The sequence below is a fragment of the Pseudomonas sp. P7779 genome, from assembly GCF_013386315.1.
In the GTDB taxonomy this organism is placed as follows: domain Bacteria; phylum Pseudomonadota; class Gammaproteobacteria; order Pseudomonadales; family Pseudomonadaceae; genus Aquipseudomonas.
This window is the reverse complement of record NZ_JACARZ010000107.1, coordinates 1-19,607: the sequence shown is the minus strand read 5'-3', so window position 1 is coordinate 19,607 and position 19,607 is coordinate 1. Positions and strand designations below refer to the sequence as shown.

Sequence of the window (19,607 nt, the reverse complement as noted above, 5' to 3'; positions counted from 1 at the left end):
ATGGCTTTTTCTGGTCTTGAGATCCCAGTGGCTCTTATGCAGGGCGGGGCCCCAGGACGGCTTTCAATCCCAAGAACAGGTCTATCAGGGGATAACGTTGCAGCTATTAGAGTTTTCTGCGAACGAGGCTAATCTTTGAAAACGTCACTAAAAGGTGTGCCAAGCATGTCAACTGAATCGAAATGCCCTTTCAACCACGCTGCGGGTGGCGGCACCACGAACCGAGACTGGTGGCCCCAGCAACTGAACCTGAAGATCCTGCATCAGCATTCCTCCCTCAGCGACCCCATGGGTCAGGGCTTCGATTACGCCAAGGCGTTCAAGAGCCTTGACTTCGAAGCGGTCAAGCAGGATTTGCGCGATGTCATGACGCAATCCCAGGACTGGTGGCCGGCGGACTTTGGCCATTACGGCCCGCTGTTCATTCGCATGGCCTGGCACAGCGCCGGGACCTACCGTACCGCCGACGGTCGCGGCGGTGCCGGTTCCGGTCAGCAGCGCTTTGCACCGCTCAACAGCTGGCCTGACAACGTCAGCCTGGATAAGGCCCGTCGCCTGATCTGGCCGGTCAAGCAAAAGTACGGCCGGCGGATTTCCTGGGCCGATTTGATCGTACTCACCGGTAACGTCGCGCTGGAGTCCATGGGGTTCAAGACCTTCGGGTTCTCCGGCGGTCGCCCGGATGTCTGGGAGCCGGACGAGGACGTTTACTGGGGCGCCGAGACCACGTGGCTGGGGGGAGAAGAGCGTTACGGCGTGCAAAAGAAAATGCAGCAGCCGGGTGATGGTCCGTTGGTGGCTGAGCCGCAGAACCATGGCAACGAAGAAAGCCGCACCGGGGGCGGTGAGCGCAACCTGGAAAATCCCCTCGCCGCTGTGCAGATGGGCTTGATCTACGTGAACCCGGAAGGGCCTGAAGGTGTTCCGGATCCGGTCGCCTCGGCGAAGGATATCCGTGAAACCTTCGGTCGCATGGCGATGAATGATGAAGAGACCGTAGCCCTGATCGCCGGCGGTCACGCCTTCGGCAAGACCCACGGCGCAGGTCCGGCGGATAACGTCGGCCCGGAACCGGAAGCGGCTGGCCTGGAAGAGCAGGGGCTGGGCTGGAAAAACAGCTTCGGCAGCGGCAAGGGCGGTGACACCATCACCAGCGGGCTGGAGGTGACCTGGACTTCGACGCCGACAAGATGGAGCAATGAGTACCTCGAAAACCTCTTCGGCTTTGAATGGGAACTGACCAGGAGCCCGGCGGGCGCCCACCAGTGGACGCCGAAGAACGGTGCTGGCGCCGGCAAGGTTCCGGATGCCCATGACGCCGGCAGGCGGCATGCGCCGAGCATGCTGACCTCGGACCTGGCGCTGCGCTTCGATCCGGCGTACGAGCAGATCTCCCGACGTTTCCTGGCCAACCCGGACCAACTGGCAGACGCCTTTGCCCGTGCCTGGTTCAAGCTTACCCACCGCGACATGGGCCCGCTTGCGCGTTATCTCGGCCCGGAAACCCCCGCGGAAGAGTTGCTGTGGCAGGACCCGATTCCTGCGGTCGATCATCCACTGGTGGATGAGCAGGATGTGGCGGCGCTCAAGCAAAAGATTCTCGCCGCCGGGCTGACGGTCTCGCAGCTGGTTTCGACGGCATGGGCAGCGGCGTCCACCTTCCGCGGCTCCGATAAACGCGGGGGAGCCAATGGCGGGCGCCTGCGCCTGGCTCCGCAGAAGGACTGGGCGGTCAACCAGCCTGAGCAACTGTCGGGCGTACTGAAGCGTCTCGAAGCTATTCAGGGCGACTTCAATGCCGCACAGACGGGAGGCAAAAAGATTTCCCTGGCCGATCTGATCGTGCTGGCGGGCAGTGTGGGGGTTGAGCGGGCGGCCAAAAATGCCGGCCGCCAGACCACGGTGCCTTTCACGGCAGGGCGCACGGATGCTTCCCAGGAGCAGACGGATGTCGAGTCGTTCGGTTTCCTTGAACCGGTCGCCGATGGCTTTCGCAACTACCAGAAGGGGCACTACAAGGTGTCGGCCGAAGCGTTGCTGATCGACAAGGCGCAACTGCTGACATTGACCGCACCCGAAATGACGGTGCTGTTGGGCGGACTGCGGGTCTTGGGTATCAATGTCGGGGAAAGCAAGCACGGGGTGTTCACCGAGCGCCCGGGAACCCTGACCAATGACTTCTTCAGGAACCTGCTGGACATGGGCGTTGAATGGAAGCCAGTCACCGGCACCCACGATACCTTTGAGGCGCATGACCGCAAGACCGGTGCCGTCAAGTGGACGGGCACCCGGGTCGACCTGGTGTTCGGTTCGCATGCCCAGTTGAGGGCGCTGTCCGAGGTCTATGGCAGTGCCGACGCCGAGGAAAAGTTCGTCGAGGACTTCGTGGCGGCCTGGACCAAGGTGATGAACCTGGATCGCTTTGAACTGGCCTGACACTGGCGCCTGACGTTTACAGGCCCACGCTGTGGGCCTGTTCGCTAGCGGCCTGGGCTTATCCAGGTTTCCAGGTCCGTTGCGGTCATGGGCTTTGCTATCAGGTAGCCCTGCGCTTCGGAACATCCCCACTGTATCAAGAGGTCGAGGATTTCCTGGTTTTCTACGCCTTCGGCAACGACTCGGTAGCCGAGCCCTTTCGCCAGGCCTATCAGGGTTTTAACCAACTGCTTGTCATTTTGATTGCTGCCCAGCCCGCTGATCAATGATTGATCCAGCTTGACGGTAGTGGCCGGCAGTTCCTTCAGGTACGCCCAGTTGCTGTAGCCCGTGCCGAAATCATCAACCGCGACCTCTATGCCAATCTGCCGAACGCGCTGCAGTTGCCGGATGACTTCCTCAGGGTTGGTCATCAACATGCTTTCGGTAAACTCAAGTTCAAAGTCGGCAGGGTCAAGGTCATGCCGGTGAAGCTCATGAATCATCGCGTCCACGAACTCGGAGCTTTCCAGATCGCTGACGGTAATGTTCATCGCTATTCGCAGGCGCACGCCTTGTGCTTTCCAGGCTGCGGCTTGCCGGATGATTGCGTTGAGCACCCATAATCCAACGGACGGTATCAACGCGGTTTTTTCGGCCAGGGGGATGAACTCGGCAGGGCTGATGGGGCCAAGCAACGGATGGGTCCAGCGTAGCAATGCCTCTACCGAATCACAGCTTCCCGAGGGCAGTTTGACTTTGGGCTGATACACCAGGCTGAACTGTTTGTCGCAGCTGACCGCTTCCGGCAATGAACTCAACAGCATGAACGCGCGTTGTTGAGCCGCATCAAACTGGGGTTCATAAAGAGACCAGCCCAGCTTGCGGTCACGCGCCTCATCTGCCGCACTCACCAGCAGGCGCAGCCAGTCTTGCTGGCCGGAGTGGTGAATGGGCAGCACGCCAATCCCGACTTGCATGAGGATGGGGATGCCGTGGCATTCAACAGGCTTTTTGAAGTCCTTGAGAATACTTTCGCAGATGTGCTCGGTGGTTTGATTCTCCTCAAGGATGAAGCCAAACCGCGTCGGGCTGATTTTGTAAAGCAGGCACTGCGCGGGTAACAGGTTTTGCAGGCGAGATTTGATCGCCAGAACCAGGTCTCCGGCAAAGCTGTAGCCCAGGGCCTTTACAATATCGTTGAGAAACTTTGGCGAGATAATGTCAACTGCGTACACATGGCACGCGTTTTCAAGCTTAAGCGCTTGACGTATATCTTCCTCAAGCCTGAGTCGATTGAATAGCCCAGTCGGTTGGTCTACGAAGTTGCGGGACCGCATGCCCTGTATGCGCATCATGACCAGCTCGGCAAAGTCGTTGAGCATTGCACTGTCACGCTCGCTCATGGGAGGGCGGGGGACAGTATCAATGATGCAGAGACTTCCCAGGGTAAAGCCATCCTCCGTGATCAATGGCGCGCCCGCGTAATAACGAATATGCGGCGGCCCCGTGACCAGGGGATTGTCTTTGAAGCGGGCATCCAGCGTTGCGTCCGACACCTCCAGCAGGGCGTTGTCCAGGGTAGAGTAGGCGCAAAAAGACACTTCTCGCGGTGTCTGCGTTTCTGTAATTCCCACCCGTGCCCTGAACCATTGCCGGTGTTTATCGACAATTGAAATCAGTGCGATGGGGGCGTTGTAATAGGCAGACGCCATCTCGACGATCTTTTCGAATACATCATCACTATCGCTGTCGGTTGGACAAAATTTCGCGACCTCTTTTAGCCGTTCAATTTCATTCGGCGGAATAGGAGCGCCTTCGCCCATGACAATCCTCAAAGTGGTTATGTTCGTACAACAAGGTATCAGACAGTGCCATCATTATGATGTTGTTTTTCTATTCATCAGATAGCTCAAGGGTATGGCGTCCGGGTGATCTCTTCCTGCGTATCTCCCTAATTCTTGCGCCCTGCGGATGAATGTACGCGCGAGGCAGCGAAGTGGATGCACGGCATTAAAAATTTTTCCGGCATTTCCGCGCTTCTAGTTCACCCGGGGCGCCGCCTTGATGGCCATGTACGCATCCTTGATGGGCTCAAAACCATATTTCTCTTCCAGCCGTTTCACGATGAAGTGCCCCCGCGCCATGTCCTGGTAGAAGTGGGTGAACAGCGTATTGATCGTCGCCCCGGTAAAGGCGCCCATCACCGGAACGGCCTGGGCTGCGAACTTGCTGGAAATGGTAAAGCCAAAACGTGTCGCGACTTTATCGATGAGGATCGCCAGCCATTTCCCGGCTTGGCCCGGGGACAAGCTGCTGATGGCCTTGGAGCCCTGCTTGGCGGCGATCCCCGCCAGTTCCTTGGACAGTTGTTGCATGGCCTGGGTGGTGAAGCTGCGGGTCATGTAGTAACCGGTCTCCGTTGCATCGTCGGCCTGGCTGGTGCCACCCATGGCAAACACCTCGATGCAGGCTTGTTTGGTCGAAAAGTCGCCCAGGTCGAAACCCTCGCTGCGCGCCACGTCGGCGACCGCGCGCATCATGATGGTGGTGGAGATCGGCAGCTCGATAAACAGCGCCGCGAAACCGAAGGCCCCGCCGATGGCGCCCGAGGTGGCCGCAAAAGCCTTGTGCAGCCGGGTCGAGGCCGGTTTTCTCGGACTGTTGTCCAGGCTTTTCAGCGCCGCGCCGGCGGATGAATGCAGCGCTGCCGCCACCGCGCCATCGATCCGTTTGGAAACCACCCCCGGCAATGCCTTTACCGCGCTTTCAATCGGGGAGCCGATCATGCCGGACAGCCTGGCCGTCAGGGAGGGTGACTCCAGCAAACCGACGGCCCGCTTGAGATCCTGATAGTCCTCGGGATTGTCTCTGATGCTCACAGGCGTCTCCTTGAAATTTTTCCGGCTTTGATAAAACAAAGACCCGCGAAGAGGGCCATCGTGCCGTCACGCTTTACCCATTCTTTACCTGCGCGGGTGCTGCGTTCGCCGGCGGGTCGGTTAGGCTGCCAGTTACCTTGAACTGAACGGCGGTGTGAATCGAATGAACCTTCAACCTCGGTACTGGCTGGCGGTGAGCGCCCTGGTGGGCAGCCTGGGATTGATTGCGGGGTGTGCGGGCGATCCGCCAAACCCGCGGGCCGAATTCAGCGAGCGGGTCAACAAGGAACTGAGCACCGCGTATCAACCGTCCCATTATGAAACGTCCGGCTGGGGCGCGACCTGGCAGCTCGACAAGCAATCGGTGAACGTTGCGTGGCTGGCACCGGTGACCCATGAGCGCCTGCCGCTGATTATCTACTTGCCGGGTTTGGGTGAGCCGGCCTCGGGCGGGGTGGCGTGGCGCAAGGCTTGGGCGCAGGCCGGTTATGCGGTGCTGTCGGTTCAGGAGCCCGCCCATGATCAGTCGATCTTTGCCTCGCAGCAGGCGGTATATGGTGACTTTCGTGGGATGGCGAGCAGTCATTACTCCGCCGCCGCCCTGCGTGACAGGCTGTCGACCTTGCAGAAAGTCCTGAGCGAAGTTCGGGCACGGGCCGCCAAAGGCGACGCGCAACTGGCGGCCATCGACTGGAACCAGGTGGTGGTGGCCGGCTTTGATTTTGGCGCGCAGACCGCTGAGGCACTCGCCGGGGCGCTGGAGCCCGGGGCCACCCCGGGCGTCGGGATTCAACCCAAGGCGGTGTTGCTGCTCAGCCCTTATGTGGACGCCGATGCCCGGCCGGACGTGTTCGCCCGGATAACGGCGCCCGTGCTGTCGATGACCGGCCAGCAGGATGAAGACCCGTTCAACTGGGTCAGCTCTTACCGTCAGCGAGAGGTGTTGGGCGAGTCGGTGACAGCGGCGGGCAGTGTTCAGCTGGAGTTGAACAGTGCGACGCACAAGACCTTGTCCGGGAGCGAGCTGTTCAGCCGGCCGGCGAAAAGGGCCGACAAGGGCAGTGCTTCGTCTGGCGACGCGCCCAAGGGGCGGGGGCACAAGCACGGCGCCAAACCTGGCGGCGGCGGCCCGATGGCGGGCGAACCGGCGCCGGACCCCAAGCAGGTGGCCGCGATTCAGGCCATGGGTGTGGCGTTCCTGGATAGCCGGGTCAAACACAATCCCGCCGCCACCGAATGGTTGCAACAGGGCGCGTCAACCTGGCTGGGTGAGGCGGGACGGTTGAAATAATGGCGGCGGGCTTCCCCCCGCCAAGCGTGATGTATAAGTTTCTCAAACGTCATCAACCATCTTTTTCCGGCGTGATACGCTAGCCTTACTTTTGAATTGGCACTGGTCGTTCCCGCGTATACGGCGACAGTGAGGAGTGAACATGTCGAAAATTTCCCACCAGGATCTACGGCGCTCGTTTCGCGAGCTGCTGGCCTCCCAACACTGCTTTCACACCGCCTCGGTGTTCGACCCGATGTCCGCCAGGATCGCTGCAGACCTGGGCTTCGAAGTCGGCATCCTGGGAGGCTCGGTGGCGTCATTACAGGTCCTGGCTGCACCGGACTTCGCGCTGATTACCCTGAGTGAGTTCGTCGAGCAGGCCACCCGCATCGGCCGGGTGGCGCAGCTTCCGGTGATCGCCGACGCCGACCACGGCTACGGAAATGCACTGAACGTGATGCGCACCGTCCAGGAACTGGAGCGTGCTGGCGTCTCGGCGCTGACCATTGAAGATACCCTGCTGCCCGCGCAGTTCGGGCGCAAATCCACCGACCTCATCAGCACGGAAGAGGGCGTGGGCAAGGTCAAGGCGGCCCTGGAGGCCCGGGTCGATCCGCAGCTTTCGATCATCGCGCGGACCAACGCCGCCGTGTTGCCAGTGGAAGACGTTATCCATCGCACCAAGGCGTATCAAGAAGCTGGTGCAGACGGCATCTGCATGGTGGGTGTCCGTGACTTCGACCACCTTGAACAGATCGCCGAAGGCCTGACGGTCCCGTTGATGCTGGTGACCTACGCCAACCCGCATCTCAATGACAACGAACGCCTGGCCAAATTGGGTGTGCGGATTGTGGTTGCCGGGCACGGCGCGTACTTCGCCTCGATCAAGGCCACCTACGACAGCCTTCGCGAACAGCGCAACCTCACACGCAGCACGTCAAACCTGACCGCCAGCGAACTGACCCACACCTACACGTTCCCCGACACCTACGTGAGCTGGGCCAAAGAGTTCATGGATGTCCAAGAGTGACATGACCCTGCAGGAGCGAGCTTGATCGCTCCTGCAGAAGCTCTAAGCTAATTCCATAAAATTATTTATTTTATTTTTTATAGATCAATATCATCTAACTGAGTTGACCCTTGGAGAGCCGGAGTCCGCGCTGTTCAAGTCTTATCCGCTCAGGAATCTATAAAAATGAACACGCTGAAACTGGCCCGCAACCTCCTCTCGGCCGTGGGCCTCGCTGTCCTCTCCCTAAGCGCTCAATCCGCTGACCTCACCATCGGCTACATCAACGGCATCGACCCGATCAAACGCGCCATCGCCGATGGCGAATATGAAAAAGGTATCGGCCAGAAGATCGATTGGCGCAGATTCGACGCGGGCCCGGCCGTCCTGGCCGCCATGGCTTCCGGTGATGTGCAGATCGGCAACCTGGGTTCCAGCCCGTTGGCCGCGGCGGCTTCGCGAAACATGCCGCTGGTGGCGTTCATTGTCAGCGCGCAGATTCGCAGTTCCGAGGCCCTGGTGGTTCGCGACGGCAGCGGGATCAAGACCCCTGATGACCTGATCGGCAAAACCATTGCCGTGCCCTTTGTGTCGACCTCCCATTACAGCCTGCTGGGCGCGCTGAAGCACTGGAACCTGGACCCGCGCAAAGTCAACATCGTCAACCTGACACCGGCACAAATCACCGCCGCCTGGGCCCGCGGCGATATCGACGGGGCGTTTACCTGGTCGCCTGCCCTGGGTGAAATCCGTAAGACCGGCAAGATCCTCACGGATGCTGCCGAAGTTTCCAACTGGGGCGCCCCGACCTTTGAAGTGTGGGTAGCGCGCAAGGATTTCGCTGAAAAGAATCCGAAGGTCGTTGCCGATTTTGCCAGGGTCAGCCTGGCGGCGATTGCCGATTACGCCGCGCATAAAAAAGACTGGACCGCTGATTCTGCCCCCGTGAAGAGCATCGCCCGACTCACAGGCGCCAACGCTGCGGACATTCCCGAGCTGCTCGAAGGCTCGTCGTTCCCGACGGCCGCCGAACAAAAAAGCGCGCAATACCTCGCCGGTGGCACCGCCAGGGAAATCGGCAAGACCGCCGAATTTCTGAAAGAGCAGGGAAAAATCGAAAAGGTCCTGCCTGACTATTCCGCCTTCGTCAGCGACAAGTTCATCGGAGAATAATCATGGGCCTGACGCTTCATCCCCTTGGCCCTACCATCGGCGCGGAGGTTGAGGGGCTGGATATGGCCCTGCCTCTGACGGATCAACAACACGACTGGGTGGAGCAAGCACTGCTGCAGCACCAGGTGTTGTTCTTCCGTAACCAGGCCATTACCCCCGGGCAGCACGTGGCATTTGCCGCGCGGTTTGGTGATTTGCACCGGCATCCGATTTACCCGCACGTTGACCGGCACCCGGAATTGCTGCTTATCGACACCGCCGTGACCGATGTCCGCGACAACGCCATCTGGCACACCGATGTGACCTTCCTCGCCGCACCGGCGATGGGCTCTGTGTTGGCGGCCAGGCAAGTGCCTGCGTTCGGCGGGGATACGTTGTGGGCCAATGGCGTGGCTGCGTTTGAAGGGTTATCGGCCCCCGTCAGGCAACTGCTCGACGGCCTGACCGCCACCCACGAATTGACCAAATCATTTCCCACCGAGCGCTTCGGCAGCACGCCCGAAGCATTGGCGCGCTACGAAAAAGCCCGGAAGGATCACCCGCCGCTGTCACACCCGGTGGTCAGGACGCATCCTGCCACCGGGCGCAAGGCGTTGTTTGTGAATGAAGGCTTTACCACGCGGATCAATGAGCTTGAGGCGGCGGAAAGTGATGCGTTGTTGCGGTTATTGTTCAGCCACGTGAGCCGTCCGGAATTCACCGTGCGTTGGCGATGGAAGGCGAATGATGTAGCGTTCTGGGATAACCGCATTACCCAGCATTACGCGATTGATGATTACCGACCGCAAAGGCGGGTGATGCACCGCGCGACGATTTTGGGCGACGTGCCTTTTTGATGGAGGATCGGTCGATGGACTTGCCCTTGGTGATCAACCCTGACGACTATCTGGAAACCGAGTTCGGCAGGGAATTCACGCCTGAACGAAATCGACAGGCATGGCAGCTCGCGTATGCGCGGTTGAGGCACGAGCTGTCACAGGCGGCAAAGGGCACTCATGTGTACGTGGTCATGGGCGTGCAGGGGGCGGGCAAGTCTCGCTGGGTGGCGGAAAACCTTGAGCGATTGGGGCACGGCGCAATCGTCTTCGATGCTGCTTTGCCGGCGCGGCGTCATCGGGAGGAGTTGCTGTCCATCGCGAGGGAATATGCAGTCCCGGTGATCGGCATCCTGGTGAGCGCACCGCTGGAGCTGGCGTTATCGCGAAATGCCCAACGCAATGCCGACAAAAAGGTGCCGGAGGACGCGCTGAAAAGCGTGTTCAGCATGCTCGAGCCACCCAGTGAAGACGAAGGATTCGTGTGGGTGCAAACCATTGAACAGCAGGCGCCGCTGCCCACAACCCTGCAAACTGACCGGATGACCCTGGTTGCGCCTGATGTGGCGCTCGCTGAAAAACTCGCCGATGCCTTGAACGCCAGTTACGCACTGCACCGCCGGTTTCTCGTATGGAGCAAGCCGCACTGGACGCGGGAGGACACGCAGGAAAGCCTGCAGCGCGCGGCAAAAGACTTCGATGCGCCTGTCGGGGAGAAACGGTATTTCCTGTTATCTCGCGACGATCCCCAGGCATTGGTGGGCTGTATCGGCCTGCTGCCGCTGGCCGATGAGATTCACAGCTACGAAGTTGGCTATTGGGGCAATCAGGCACACGCCGGTCATGGGCTGATGAGGGAGGCATTGAACGCTCTGGTTTCGCAGTTGAGCGGGCACACACTGCGCCTGACCACTTCTTCGGCGAACATATCCAGTCAACGACTGGCTGAGGCAACGGGGTTTGAATGGGTGGAAACCCTTCAAGGCGCGCGGCGCTGCGAGTACTTTGGCGTACGCGATACGCTGGTTTACCGCCGGACCGCGCGCTGACCCTAAAGGTACTCACACTCCCCACGCAGCAGCGAAAGCTGAACCAGGTCTTGATGAGCTGCGTTCCAGTAACCCGCCTGCCTCAACGTTCCTTCACGCACGAACCCGGCTTTCTCAAGCAGGTTCAGTGACCGAGCGTTGTCAGGATGAACCAGCGCCTCGATCCTGTTGAGTTCCATGTGCTGGAACGCCCATCGAAGGGCGGCGTAAACCGCCTCCTTCATGAGCCCCTGTCCCTGTGCCGATTGCGCCATCTCAAACCCGATGGCACAACTGCGCCACATACGATTCCATTTGAAGAAACCACAGGTGCCGATCAGCGCTGCCGTGGCTATGTCTTCAATCCCCCAGCGAATCCCCGGATTGGGTGAGGTGCGCCAACTGGCAAACAGCTCGATCAGTTGCTCCGCTTGATGAGGCTCGGTAATTGGGTCGGCACCGAACCACTTCATTGCTTCAGCGTCGCTATGAATCGCAAACAACCCCACCGCATCCTCCTGTGTAAGTTCTCTGAGGGTCAGGCGTTCGGTTTTGAGAGTCGGAAAATCGGACACTGCGGGCGTCACCTTTTAGAAAAACGATTCGCTAAGGTGTGTCGTGCGGAATAAAAAATCAATCTGTTCAGTGGTGACGCAGGGCGTCACGGGATACGAACACACGCTCCTGATCAACTGAGATCAACTGTGGGAGCTGTCGAGCCCCAGCGAGGCTGCGATGCAGGCGCCGCGGTCTGGCAGGTACGGCGCGGCGACCCCATCGCAGCCTCGCTGGGGCTCGACAGCTCCCACATTGGTCTCAGCACTCACTCCTCGCGTTTGACCACCAACGTCAAGATGTCATAACTGGCCACCAGCTCACCCAGCTGGTTGGTCACCTCCACATCCCACGCCACCACGCCTTGCGGAATGCCCTGGGGGCTCTTCTTGCCCTGGTCGATCTTGCGCTTGCAGGTCAGCCGCGCCTGGATGGTGTCGCCAATGCCCACCGGGTTGATAAACCGCAGGGTGTCCAGTCCGTAGTTCGCCAGCACCGGCCCCGGTGCCGGGGACACAAACAGCCCGGCCGCCGCCGACAGCACAAAGTAACCATGGGCAATGCGTTTGCCGAATTGCGATTCCTTGGCGGCGATGTCATCGAAGTGCATGTAGAAGTGATCGCCCGACAGGCAGCCGAAGTTCACCAGGTCGGCCTCGGTGACGGTACGGCGGTGGGTCAGCAGCGATTCGCCAATCTGCAGGTCCTGGAAGAAGCGGCGGAATGGGTGTACTTCGGTCTCGATGACCTTGGCGCCGCGTACGTACTCGCCGGTGACCGCCGCCAGCATGGTCGGTGAGCCCTGTACGGCTGCGCGTTGCAGGTAGTGTTTCACGGCGCGCAAGCCGCCGAGTTCTTCGCCGCCACCGGCGCGGCCCGGGCCGCCGTGCTTGAGTTGCGGCAGGGGCGAGCCGTGGCCGGTGGATTCGGCGGCGGATTCGCGGTCGAGCACCAGCAGGCGGCCGTGCCACGCGGCAGCCACCGGGATGGCTTTGGCAGCGATCTGCGGGTCTTTGGTGATCAGGCTCGCGACGAGGCTGCCTTTACCGCGTGCGGCCAGGGCCAGGGCTTCGTCGAGGTCGTCGTAGGCCATCAGCGTGCTGACCGGGCCGAAGGCCTCGATGTCGTGGGCGCCGCCTTCCGCATGCGGGTCGCGGGCTTGCAGCAGGGTCGGGGCGAAGAACGCGCCCTGGCTGACGTTTTCACCGCGGGGTTCAAAGCCGTCGCGGGCGCCGAACAGCATATCGCTGCTCTGCAGCAGGCTTTCCAGGCGTTCGGCCACGTCTTTCTGCTGGTCGTGGGAGGCCAGTGCGCCCATGCGCACGCCTTCCACCGACGGGTCGCCCACCACGACTTTTTTCAGGCGGTCCCGCAGGCGGGTGGCGACGGCGTCGATATGTTTGGCCGGCACGATGGCGCGGCGAATGGCGGTGCATTTCTGCCCGGCCTTGGTGGTCATTTCCCGGGCGACTTCCTTGATGAACAGCTCGAACTCTTCGTCGTCCGGGCTTACGTCCGGGGCGAGGATCGCGCAGTTCAGCGAGTCGGCCTCGGCGTTGAACGGCACCGAGTTGCGGATCAGGTTCGGGTTGACCCGCAGCTTGGCGGCGGTGTCGGCGGAGCCGGTGAAGGTCACCACGTCCTGGCCTTGCAGGCGGTCGAGCAGGTCGCCGGTGCTGCCGATCACCAGTTGCAGGCTGCCGGGTGGCAGCAGGCCGGATTCGTCCATCAGGCGCACCACGGCTTCGGTCAGGTAGCTGGTGGCGCTGGCCGGCTTGACGATGCATGGCATGCCCGCCAGGAAACTCGGGGCGAATTTTTCCAGCATGCCCCAGATCGGGAAGTTGAACGCGTTGATGTGCACCACCAGGCCGCCACGAGGCACCAGGATATGGGTGCCGGCAAAGCTGCCGAGCTTGCTCAGCTGCATCGCGGGGCCTTCGTGGACGATATTGCCCGACGGCAATTCCCGCGAGCCCAGGCTGGCGTAGGTGAACAGCGTGCTGTTGCCGCCTTCGATATCGATCCAGCTGTCGGCACGGGTCGCGCCGCTGTGGTGGGAGAGGGCGTAGAGCTGTTCCTTGCGCTCGCTCAGGTACAGCGCGATGGCCTTGAGGCGCTGGGCCCGCTGCTGGAAATCCAGGGCCATCAGCCCGCTGACACCCTGGAGGCGCCCGTGTTCGATGGCTTCGGCGAAGTCCGGGCGCTCCTCGTGAGTGCGTGCCAGCTCGTGGCCGTCAATGGCGCTGCGCAGCACCTGGGCGCCGTGTTGGCCGATCCAGCGGCCAGCGATAAAACTTTGCAGGGTAGGGGCGTGAGACATCACGATTCCTCCGGGTTGGAAAATGAGAGTTAGTGTTTGCTGGCGCCTGCGGCACCAATGCCGGTCATGGAGCGAATGAACTGCGCCAGGTAACGCCCGCGTTCAACGGCAGCGCGGGGCGAGCGGTCGGTGACGGAAAAGACCCAGGCGCTGAAAAACGCCAGGCTCATGGAAAACAGGGCAGGGTTGGAATAGGGGAACAGCGCCTTGTCGTAATGCAGTACGTTGACCCACACCGCCGGGCTCAGCACCAGCAGCACGATGGCCGAGACCAGTCCCGCCAGGCTGCCGGTCACCGCGCCACGGGTGGTCAGGCCCTTCCAGTACATCGAGAGGAACAGCACCGGGAAATTCACCGAGGCGGCGATCGCCAGTACCAGGCCGGACAGGAACGCGATGTTTTGCGACTCAAACAGCAGGCCGAGGATGATCGCCAGCACGCCGATGCACAGGGTGGCGATGCGCGACACGCGGATTTCCTGCTGCTCGCTGGCCTGGCCCTTGCGGATCACGCAGGCATACAGGTCGTGGGACACCGCCGACGCGCCGGACAACGCCAGCCCGGCGACCACGGCCAGGATGGTCGCGAAGGCCACCGCCGAAATGAACCCGAGGAACAGGTTGCCGCCCACGGCCTGTGCCAGGTGCACGGCGATCATGTTGCCGCCGCCGATGATCGCGCCGTTGGCATCCCGGAAGCTTGGGTCAGTACCCACCATGACGATGGCGCCGAAGCCGACGATGATCAGCAGCAGGTAGAAGTAGCCAATGAAACCGGTGGCGTAGAACACGCTCTTGCGCGCTTCCTTGGCGTCGCTGACGGTAAAGAAGCGCATCAGGATATGCGGCAACCCGGCGGTGCCGAACATCATGCCCAGCCCCAGGGAAATCGCATCGATCGGGTTCGACAGCAAGCCGCCCGGCGCCATGATCGCGCTGCCCTTGGCGTGCACGGAGGTGGCCCCGGCGAACATCGCCTCGGTGCTGAAACCAAAGTGCTTGAGCACCATGAACGCCATGAAGGTGGTGCCGAACAGCAACATCACCGCCTTGATGATCTGCACCCAGGTGGTGGCGAGCATGCCGCCGAAGGTCACGTAGAACACCATCAGCACGCCCACCAGCATCACCGCGTACAGGTAGTCGATGCCGAACAGCAGCTCGATCAGCTTGCCGGCGCCCACCATCTGCGCCACCAGGTACATCAGCGCCACGGTCAGGGTGCCGAAGGCCGAGGTCAGGCGCACCGGGGTCTGCTCCAGGCGGTAGGACACCACATCGGCAAACGTGTACTTGCCCAGGTTGCGCAGGCGCTCGGCGATCAGGAACAGGATGATCGGCCAGCCGGCCAACACGCCCAGGGCGTAGAGCAGGCCGTCATAACCGTTGAGGAACATCATCGCCGAGATGCCGAGGAATGACGCCGCCGAGATCATGTCGCCGGCAATCGCCAGGCCATTCTGGAAGCCGCTCATGCCGCCGCCGGCGGTGTAGAAGTCGCTGGCGGAACGGGTGCGCAGGGCGGCCCAGCGAGTCACGCCGAGGGTGAACAGCACGAACACCAGGAACATGCCGATGGCGTTCCAGTTCAGTGGCCGGGATGCGCCGTCGTCGGCGACTGCAAGGTCCGTGGCCAATGCCAGCGGCAGGAGAAACCACGCTACCAGCCGGCTCATGCTGTGCACTCCTGCTTGAGCTTGTCGTTCAGCGGGTCGATCACGTGGTTGGCGCGGTACACATAAAAGCCGGTCAGCGCGAACGCCAGCAGCACAATCACCACACCCACCAGCATGCCCACGGTGGTCACGCCGCCGCTCAACGACTGCCCGAGGGTAGCCGGGGAGAACGCCACCAACAGCACAAACCCGAAATAGATCACCAGCATGATCAGCGACAGCGACCAGTACAGGTTCTGTTTGCGGCGTACCAACTGGATGAAATCGGGATGTCGACGGATGCGCTCGATATCGTCGGGGGTCATGGTGGTGTGCTCCTTTTTATTGTTGTTGTGGTTAAACCTGCGTCCTGTAGGAGCGAGCTTGCTCGCGAAAAACCTGAGGGCGCCGTGTTGATTCAGGCTACCCGCGTCATCGTTAACGATCTTCGCGAGCAAGCTCGCTCCTACAGGGGAGCGGTGTGTCCTTAAAGCTGATCGAAATCCAGTACCACCTTGTCGCTGACCGGGAATGCCTGGCACGACAGCACATAGCCGGCGGCCACTTCGTAGTCTTCGAGGGCGTGGTTGCTGTCCATCTCCACTTCGCCTTCGATGACTTTGCATTTGCAGGTGGAGCACACGCCGGCCTTGCACGAATACGGCAGCTCGGCGCCCTGGGCATTGCCCGCGTCGAGGATGCTCTGAGTGTTGCGGGGCAGGTCGAAGGCGAGGGCGCGGCCATCGCTGATCACCGTGATCTGGCTGACCGCCGCATCCACTTGCCGCGCCGCTTCGCGGGCCTCGCGCTTGTGCTGGCTGCCGGCGGCGGCGAACAGTTCGAAATGGATGCGCTCGGGCGCCATGCCCTTGGCCTTGAGGCTGTCGCGCACGGTCTCGGTCATCTCCTGCGGGCCGCAGATAAAGGCCGCGTCGAGGGCTTTCACGTCGAGCCAGCGGGAGAACAGTTGCTCGCACTTCTCGGCATTAATGCGGCCGTTGTAAAGGTCGACATCCTGCTGCTCGCGGCTGAACACGAAGATCAGGTTCAGGCGCTGCAGGTAGCGGTTCTTCAGGTCTTCCAGCTGTTCGCGAAACAGTGCACCGGAGCTGGAACGGTTGCCGTACAGCAGCGTCACGCGGCTGTGGGGCTCGGTTTGCAGGGTGGTCTTGATGATCGACAGGATCGGCGTGATACCGCTGCCGGCCGCCACTGCCAGGTAATGGCCGTGGCGAGCCGGATCAAGGTCCACATGAAAATGCCCGGCGGGCGGCATCACTTCCAGGCTGTGCCCGGCCTTGAGCTGTTCATTGGCAAAGGCGGAGAACCGTCCACCGGCCACGCGCTTGATGGCGATGCGCAGTTCACCGTCATTGACCCCGGTGCAGATCGAATAGGAACGGCGCACTTCCTCGCCATCCAGCTGGGTGCGCATCACCAGGTGCTGGCCCTGGGTGAAGTGGAAGCTGTCTTGCAGATGCTGCGGAATCTCGAAGGCGATGGACACCGCGTCACGGGTCTCGTTGCGCACATCCTTGATGGTCAGGCTGTGAAATTTGCTCATTGTTGTTCTCCAACCAAGCGGGCCGCTGGCCCCTCAGATGCACTTGAAATAGTCGAACGGTTCCAGGCAATCGCGGCAGCGGTGCAGCGCCTTGCAGGCGGTGGAGCCGAATTCGCTGAGCACTTCGGTGTGGGTGCTGCCGCATTGCGGGCAGGCAATCACCGGGCTTTCTCCCAGCAGGCTGCGTTTGCTGCTACTGCCTTGGGGCGGTGCGATGCCGTAGGCCCGCAGGCGTTCGCGGCCGCTGCTGGTGATCCAGTCGGTGGTCCAGGCCGGGGTCAGCTTGCGTTCCAGTTGCGGCGCGCGGAAACCTGCCAGCTCCAATGCATCGCGGATGTCGCCCTCGATCACTTCGGTGGCGGGGCAGCCGGAGTAGGTCGGCGTGACCACCACATGCAAGTGGCCGGCCTGCCAGTCCAGGTCGCGCACTATGCCCAGGTCGACCACGCTCACCACCGGCACTTCCGGGTCCATGACCTGCGCCAGGGTGGCCCACGCGGCAGCCAGGTCGGTGGGTTGCGCCGGGCGTGCGCCCTGGTCGCTGGCGATCAGCTCACCAGGTTGCATCGGGGTACGCTCGGGGCAAAAACTGCATTTCCGCCAACAAAATTCCCAGGTGCTCGCTGTGCAAACCGCGGCGTGCATCCAGGTAGAAATAGCTCGCAGCAGGCGGCAGGGGCAGGGTGGCGCTGGTAAAGATTTCGCTGACCTGGGTCTGCCACGCTGCGGCAACCTGAGCGGCGTCCGGCGTAATGCCGGCGGCGTGCAGGCGCTGTTCACTGTCGTCGGCGCCGGTCAGTTCCACGGTGAACCGCCACAGCTCGGGGATCGCCGCGAGCATGCGTTTATGGCTTTCCTCGGTGCCGTCTCCCAGGCGCTCCACCCACTCGCCGGAGCGGCGCAGGTGATAGGTGACTTCCTTCACCGCCTTGGCCGCGATGCCGGCGATGCGTTCGTCGCTGGATTGGGCCAGGCCGCTCAACACCGGCAAGTGCCAGGCGTCATACAGGAATTGCTTGAGGATGGTCACCGCGTAGTCGCCGTTGGGTTGTTCCACCAGCAGCAGGTTGCGATAGGCCCGCTCATCCCGGCGGAAGGCCAGGTGATCGGCGTCGCGCCCGTCGTCCAGCAGCTCGGCGGCGTATTCCAGCCAGTTGCGCGCCTGGCCCACCAGGTCGAGGCCGACGTTCATCAGTGCCAGTTCTTCTTCCAGCGCCGGCGCATGGCCGCACCACTGGCACAGGCGCTGGCCCTGGATCAGGGCGCTGTCGCCGAGGCGCAGCAGGTATTCGATCAGATCGGTTTCAGGGTTCATGGTCGACCTCACATATGCCCGACTTCGGCCGGCAACTCGTAGAAGCTGGCGTGGCGGTAGACCTTGTCATCGGCCGGGTCGAACAGCGGGTCTTTCTCGTCCGGCGACGAGGCGGTGATCAGCGCGGAAGGCACTACCCACAGGCTCACGCCTTCACTGCGGCGGGTGTACAGCTCCCGGGCGTTTTCGATGGCCATGGTGGTGTCGGCGGCATGCACGCTGCCCACATGCTTGTGATTCAGGCCGTGCTTGCTGCGCACGAAGACTTCAAACAGGGTCCATTCAGACATAACGGTGACTCCACATCAGGTGGCCGATCAGGCGGCGTTCTTGTTCTGTTTTTTACGGGCGTAGGCGACGGCGGCTTCGCGTACCCAGGCACCGTCTTCAATCGCCTTGCGGCGGGTGGCGACGCGTTCCTGGTTGCACGGGCCGTTGCCCTTGAGCACTTCGTAGAACTCGCTCCACTGGATCTCGCCGAAATCGTAATGGCCGCGTTCGGCGTTCCACTTCAGGTCCGGGTCGGGGCAGGTGCAGCCCAGCAGCTCCAGCTGCGGGATGGTCTGGTCGATGAAGCGCTGGCGCAGTTCGTCGTTGCTCTGGCGCTTGATTTTCCAGGCCATGGACTGGGCGCTGTTGGGGGAGTGTTCGTCGCTGGGGCCGAACATCATCAGCGATGGCCACCAGAGGCGGTTGATCGCGTCCTGGACCATGTCTTTTTGCGCCTGGGTACCCTGGCGCATCATGGTCAGCAGCAGTTCGTAGCCCTGGCGCTGGTGAAAGCTTTCTTCCTTGCAGATGCGCACCATGGCCCGGGAGTAGGGGCCGTAGGAGGTGCGCTGCAGTACCACCTGGTTGACGATGGCGGCGCCGTCTACCAGCCAGCCTACTGCGCCCATGTCGGCCCAGTTCAGGGTGGGGTAGTTGAAGATGCTGGAGTACTTGGCCTTGCCGCTGTGGAGCTTGGCGATTTCTTCGTCGCGGTCGGCGCCCAGGGTTTCCATGGCGCTGTAGAGGTACAGGCCGTGGCCGGCTTCGTCCTGGATCTTGGCCATCAGTTGCAGCTTGCGTTTGAGGGTGGGGGCGCGGGTGACCCAGTTGCCCTCGGGCAGCATGCCGACGATTTCCGAGTGGGCGTGTTGGGAGATCTGGCGGATCAGGGTTTGACGGTAGGCGTCGGGCATCCAGTTCTTGGCTTCGATCTTGATTTCGGCGTCGATTTTTTCCTGGAAAGCGCGTTCCTGGTCGGACATCTCGGAGAGGTCCTTGATGCGCTTTACTCCGGTTTCTACAAGCTGTGCGTACATGGGGGGTCTCCCGCCTTGTGTTTTGTCGTAGGCATGGAGGACTTTATAAGCGATACGGAAATTAATATCAAACACAAAATATGGTGTCGTTATTTGATTTTGTATCGCTTTGCGGGAAGGGAGCAGATATCTGTCGCTACGGTAACGGCGGCATAGGGTTCCCGGTCATCGTGGTAAGCAGGGCCAGTAGGCAAAAAACAGGGCCGCTTTATGTGGGAGCGGGCTTGCTCGCGAAGAACCTGAGTGCGCCGCGTTGAATCAGGATGCCCGCGTCATCGTTAACGACCTTCGCG

The 19,607-nt window shown here is 61.4% G+C and carries 17 protein-coding genes; 6 read left to right on the top strand and 11 right to left on the bottom strand.

What is annotated here, in order from left to right; all coding sequences use genetic code 11:
• The first annotated feature begins 165 nt into the window (after positions 1 to 165).
• Positions 166 to 2,436: a catalase/peroxidase HPI gene (gene katG, locus HX869_RS26680; protein ID WP_178903912.1), complete on the top strand. Its 2,271-nt coding sequence runs from the start codon at positions 166 to 168 to the stop codon at positions 2,434 to 2,436.
• Between the two features lie 44 nt (positions 2,437 to 2,480).
• On the opposite strand, the gene HX869_RS26675 is transcribed toward katG, so the two are convergent.
• A complete protein-coding gene (locus tag HX869_RS26675) occupies positions 2,481 to 4,241 on the bottom strand; it encodes an EAL domain-containing protein (protein ID WP_008436073.1) in 1,761 nt (586 codons plus the stop codon).
• A 216-nt stretch (positions 4,242 to 4,457) separates the two neighbouring features.
• Positions 4,458 to 5,297: an EcsC family protein gene (locus HX869_RS26670; RefSeq protein WP_178903911.1), complete on the bottom strand. Its 840-nt coding sequence runs from the start codon at positions 5,295 to 5,297 to the stop codon at positions 4,458 to 4,460.
• A gap of 163 nt (positions 5,298 to 5,460) precedes the next feature.
• Here HX869_RS26670 and HX869_RS26665 point away from each other — a divergent pair, with 163 nt between their 5' ends.
• The 5 genes from HX869_RS26665 to HX869_RS26645 all read left to right on the top strand — a co-directional run bounded on the left by HX869_RS26665 (position 5,461) and on the right by HX869_RS26645 (position 10,616).
• Positions 5,461 to 6,588, top strand: a complete 1,128-nt coding sequence (locus tag HX869_RS26665; RefSeq protein WP_178903910.1) for an alpha/beta hydrolase — start codon at positions 5,461 to 5,463, stop codon at positions 6,586 to 6,588.
• A 142-nt stretch (positions 6,589 to 6,730) separates the two neighbouring features.
• Positions 6,731 to 7,600, top strand: coding sequence for an oxaloacetate decarboxylase (locus HX869_RS26660; RefSeq protein WP_003208921.1), 870 nt, complete (start codon positions 6,731 to 6,733; stop codon positions 7,598 to 7,600).
• Between the two features lie 165 nt (positions 7,601 to 7,765).
• Complete coding sequence (tauA, locus tag HX869_RS26655; RefSeq protein WP_087694293.1) at positions 7,766 to 8,752, top strand: taurine ABC transporter substrate-binding protein; 987 nt, start codon at positions 7,766 to 7,768, stop codon at positions 8,750 to 8,752.
• Between the two features lie 2 nt (positions 8,753 to 8,754).
• Positions 8,755 to 9,588: a taurine dioxygenase gene (gene tauD / locus HX869_RS26650; protein WP_087694292.1), complete on the top strand. Its 834-nt coding sequence runs from the start codon at positions 8,755 to 8,757 to the stop codon at positions 9,586 to 9,588.
• Positions 9,589 to 9,602: 14 nt separating this feature from the next.
• Positions 9,603 to 10,616: a GNAT family N-acetyltransferase gene (locus tag HX869_RS26645; RefSeq protein WP_178903909.1), complete on the top strand. Its 1,014-nt coding sequence runs from the start codon at positions 9,603 to 9,605 to the stop codon at positions 10,614 to 10,616.
• Positions 10,617 to 10,618: 2 nt separating this feature from the next.
• On the opposite strand, the gene HX869_RS26640 is transcribed toward HX869_RS26645, so the two are convergent.
• The 9 genes from HX869_RS26640 to paaA all read right to left on the bottom strand — a co-directional run bounded on the left by HX869_RS26640 (position 10,619) and on the right by paaA (position 19,314).
• Positions 10,619 to 11,170, bottom strand: coding sequence for a GNAT family N-acetyltransferase (locus HX869_RS26640; protein WP_177036940.1), 552 nt, complete (start codon positions 11,168 to 11,170; stop codon positions 10,619 to 10,621).
• 248 nt (positions 11,171 to 11,418) lie between these two features.
• Positions 11,419 to 13,473, bottom strand: coding sequence for a phenylacetic acid degradation bifunctional protein PaaZ (gene paaZ, locus HX869_RS26635; protein WP_008436089.1), 2,055 nt, complete (start codon positions 13,471 to 13,473; stop codon positions 11,419 to 11,421).
• A 29-nt stretch (positions 13,474 to 13,502) separates the two neighbouring features.
• Entirely contained in the window at positions 13,503 to 15,149 is a 1,647-nt protein-coding gene (locus HX869_RS26630) for a cation acetate symporter (RefSeq protein WP_178903908.1), read from the bottom strand.
• Positions 15,146 to 15,454 carry a DUF485 domain-containing protein gene (locus HX869_RS26625; RefSeq protein ID WP_003208907.1) on the bottom strand — a complete coding sequence of 103 codons (309 nt, stop codon included), beginning with the start codon at positions 15,452 to 15,454 and terminating at the stop codon, positions 15,146 to 15,148. Before HX869_RS26625 ends, HX869_RS26630 begins: the two co-directional genes overlap by 4 nt.
• 161 nt (positions 15,455 to 15,615) lie before the next feature.
• Positions 15,616 to 16,692 (bottom strand): 1,2-phenylacetyl-CoA epoxidase subunit PaaE, encoded by a 1,077-nt coding sequence (paaE, locus tag HX869_RS26620; RefSeq protein ID WP_003208905.1) that lies wholly within the window; start codon positions 16,690 to 16,692, stop codon positions 15,616 to 15,618.
• A 33-nt stretch (positions 16,693 to 16,725) separates the two neighbouring features.
• Positions 16,726 to 17,259 (bottom strand): 1,2-phenylacetyl-CoA epoxidase subunit PaaD, encoded by a 534-nt coding sequence (paaD, locus tag HX869_RS26615; protein WP_003208903.1) that lies wholly within the window; start codon positions 17,257 to 17,259, stop codon positions 16,726 to 16,728.
• A complete protein-coding gene (gene paaC / locus HX869_RS26610; protein ID WP_003208901.1) occupies positions 17,246 to 18,007 on the bottom strand; it encodes a 1,2-phenylacetyl-CoA epoxidase subunit PaaC in 762 nt (253 codons plus the stop codon). Before paaC ends, paaD begins: the two co-directional genes overlap by 14 nt.
• 8 nt (positions 18,008 to 18,015) lie before the next feature.
• Positions 18,016 to 18,297: a 1,2-phenylacetyl-CoA epoxidase subunit PaaB gene (gene paaB / locus HX869_RS26605; protein ID WP_003208899.1), complete on the bottom strand. Its 282-nt coding sequence runs from the start codon at positions 18,295 to 18,297 to the stop codon at positions 18,016 to 18,018.
• Between the two features lie 27 nt (positions 18,298 to 18,324).
• Positions 18,325 to 19,314 (bottom strand): 1,2-phenylacetyl-CoA epoxidase subunit PaaA, encoded by a 990-nt coding sequence (gene paaA / locus HX869_RS26600; RefSeq protein WP_177036944.1) that lies wholly within the window; start codon positions 19,312 to 19,314, stop codon positions 18,325 to 18,327.
• Positions 19,315 to 19,607: the final 293 nt, after the last annotated feature.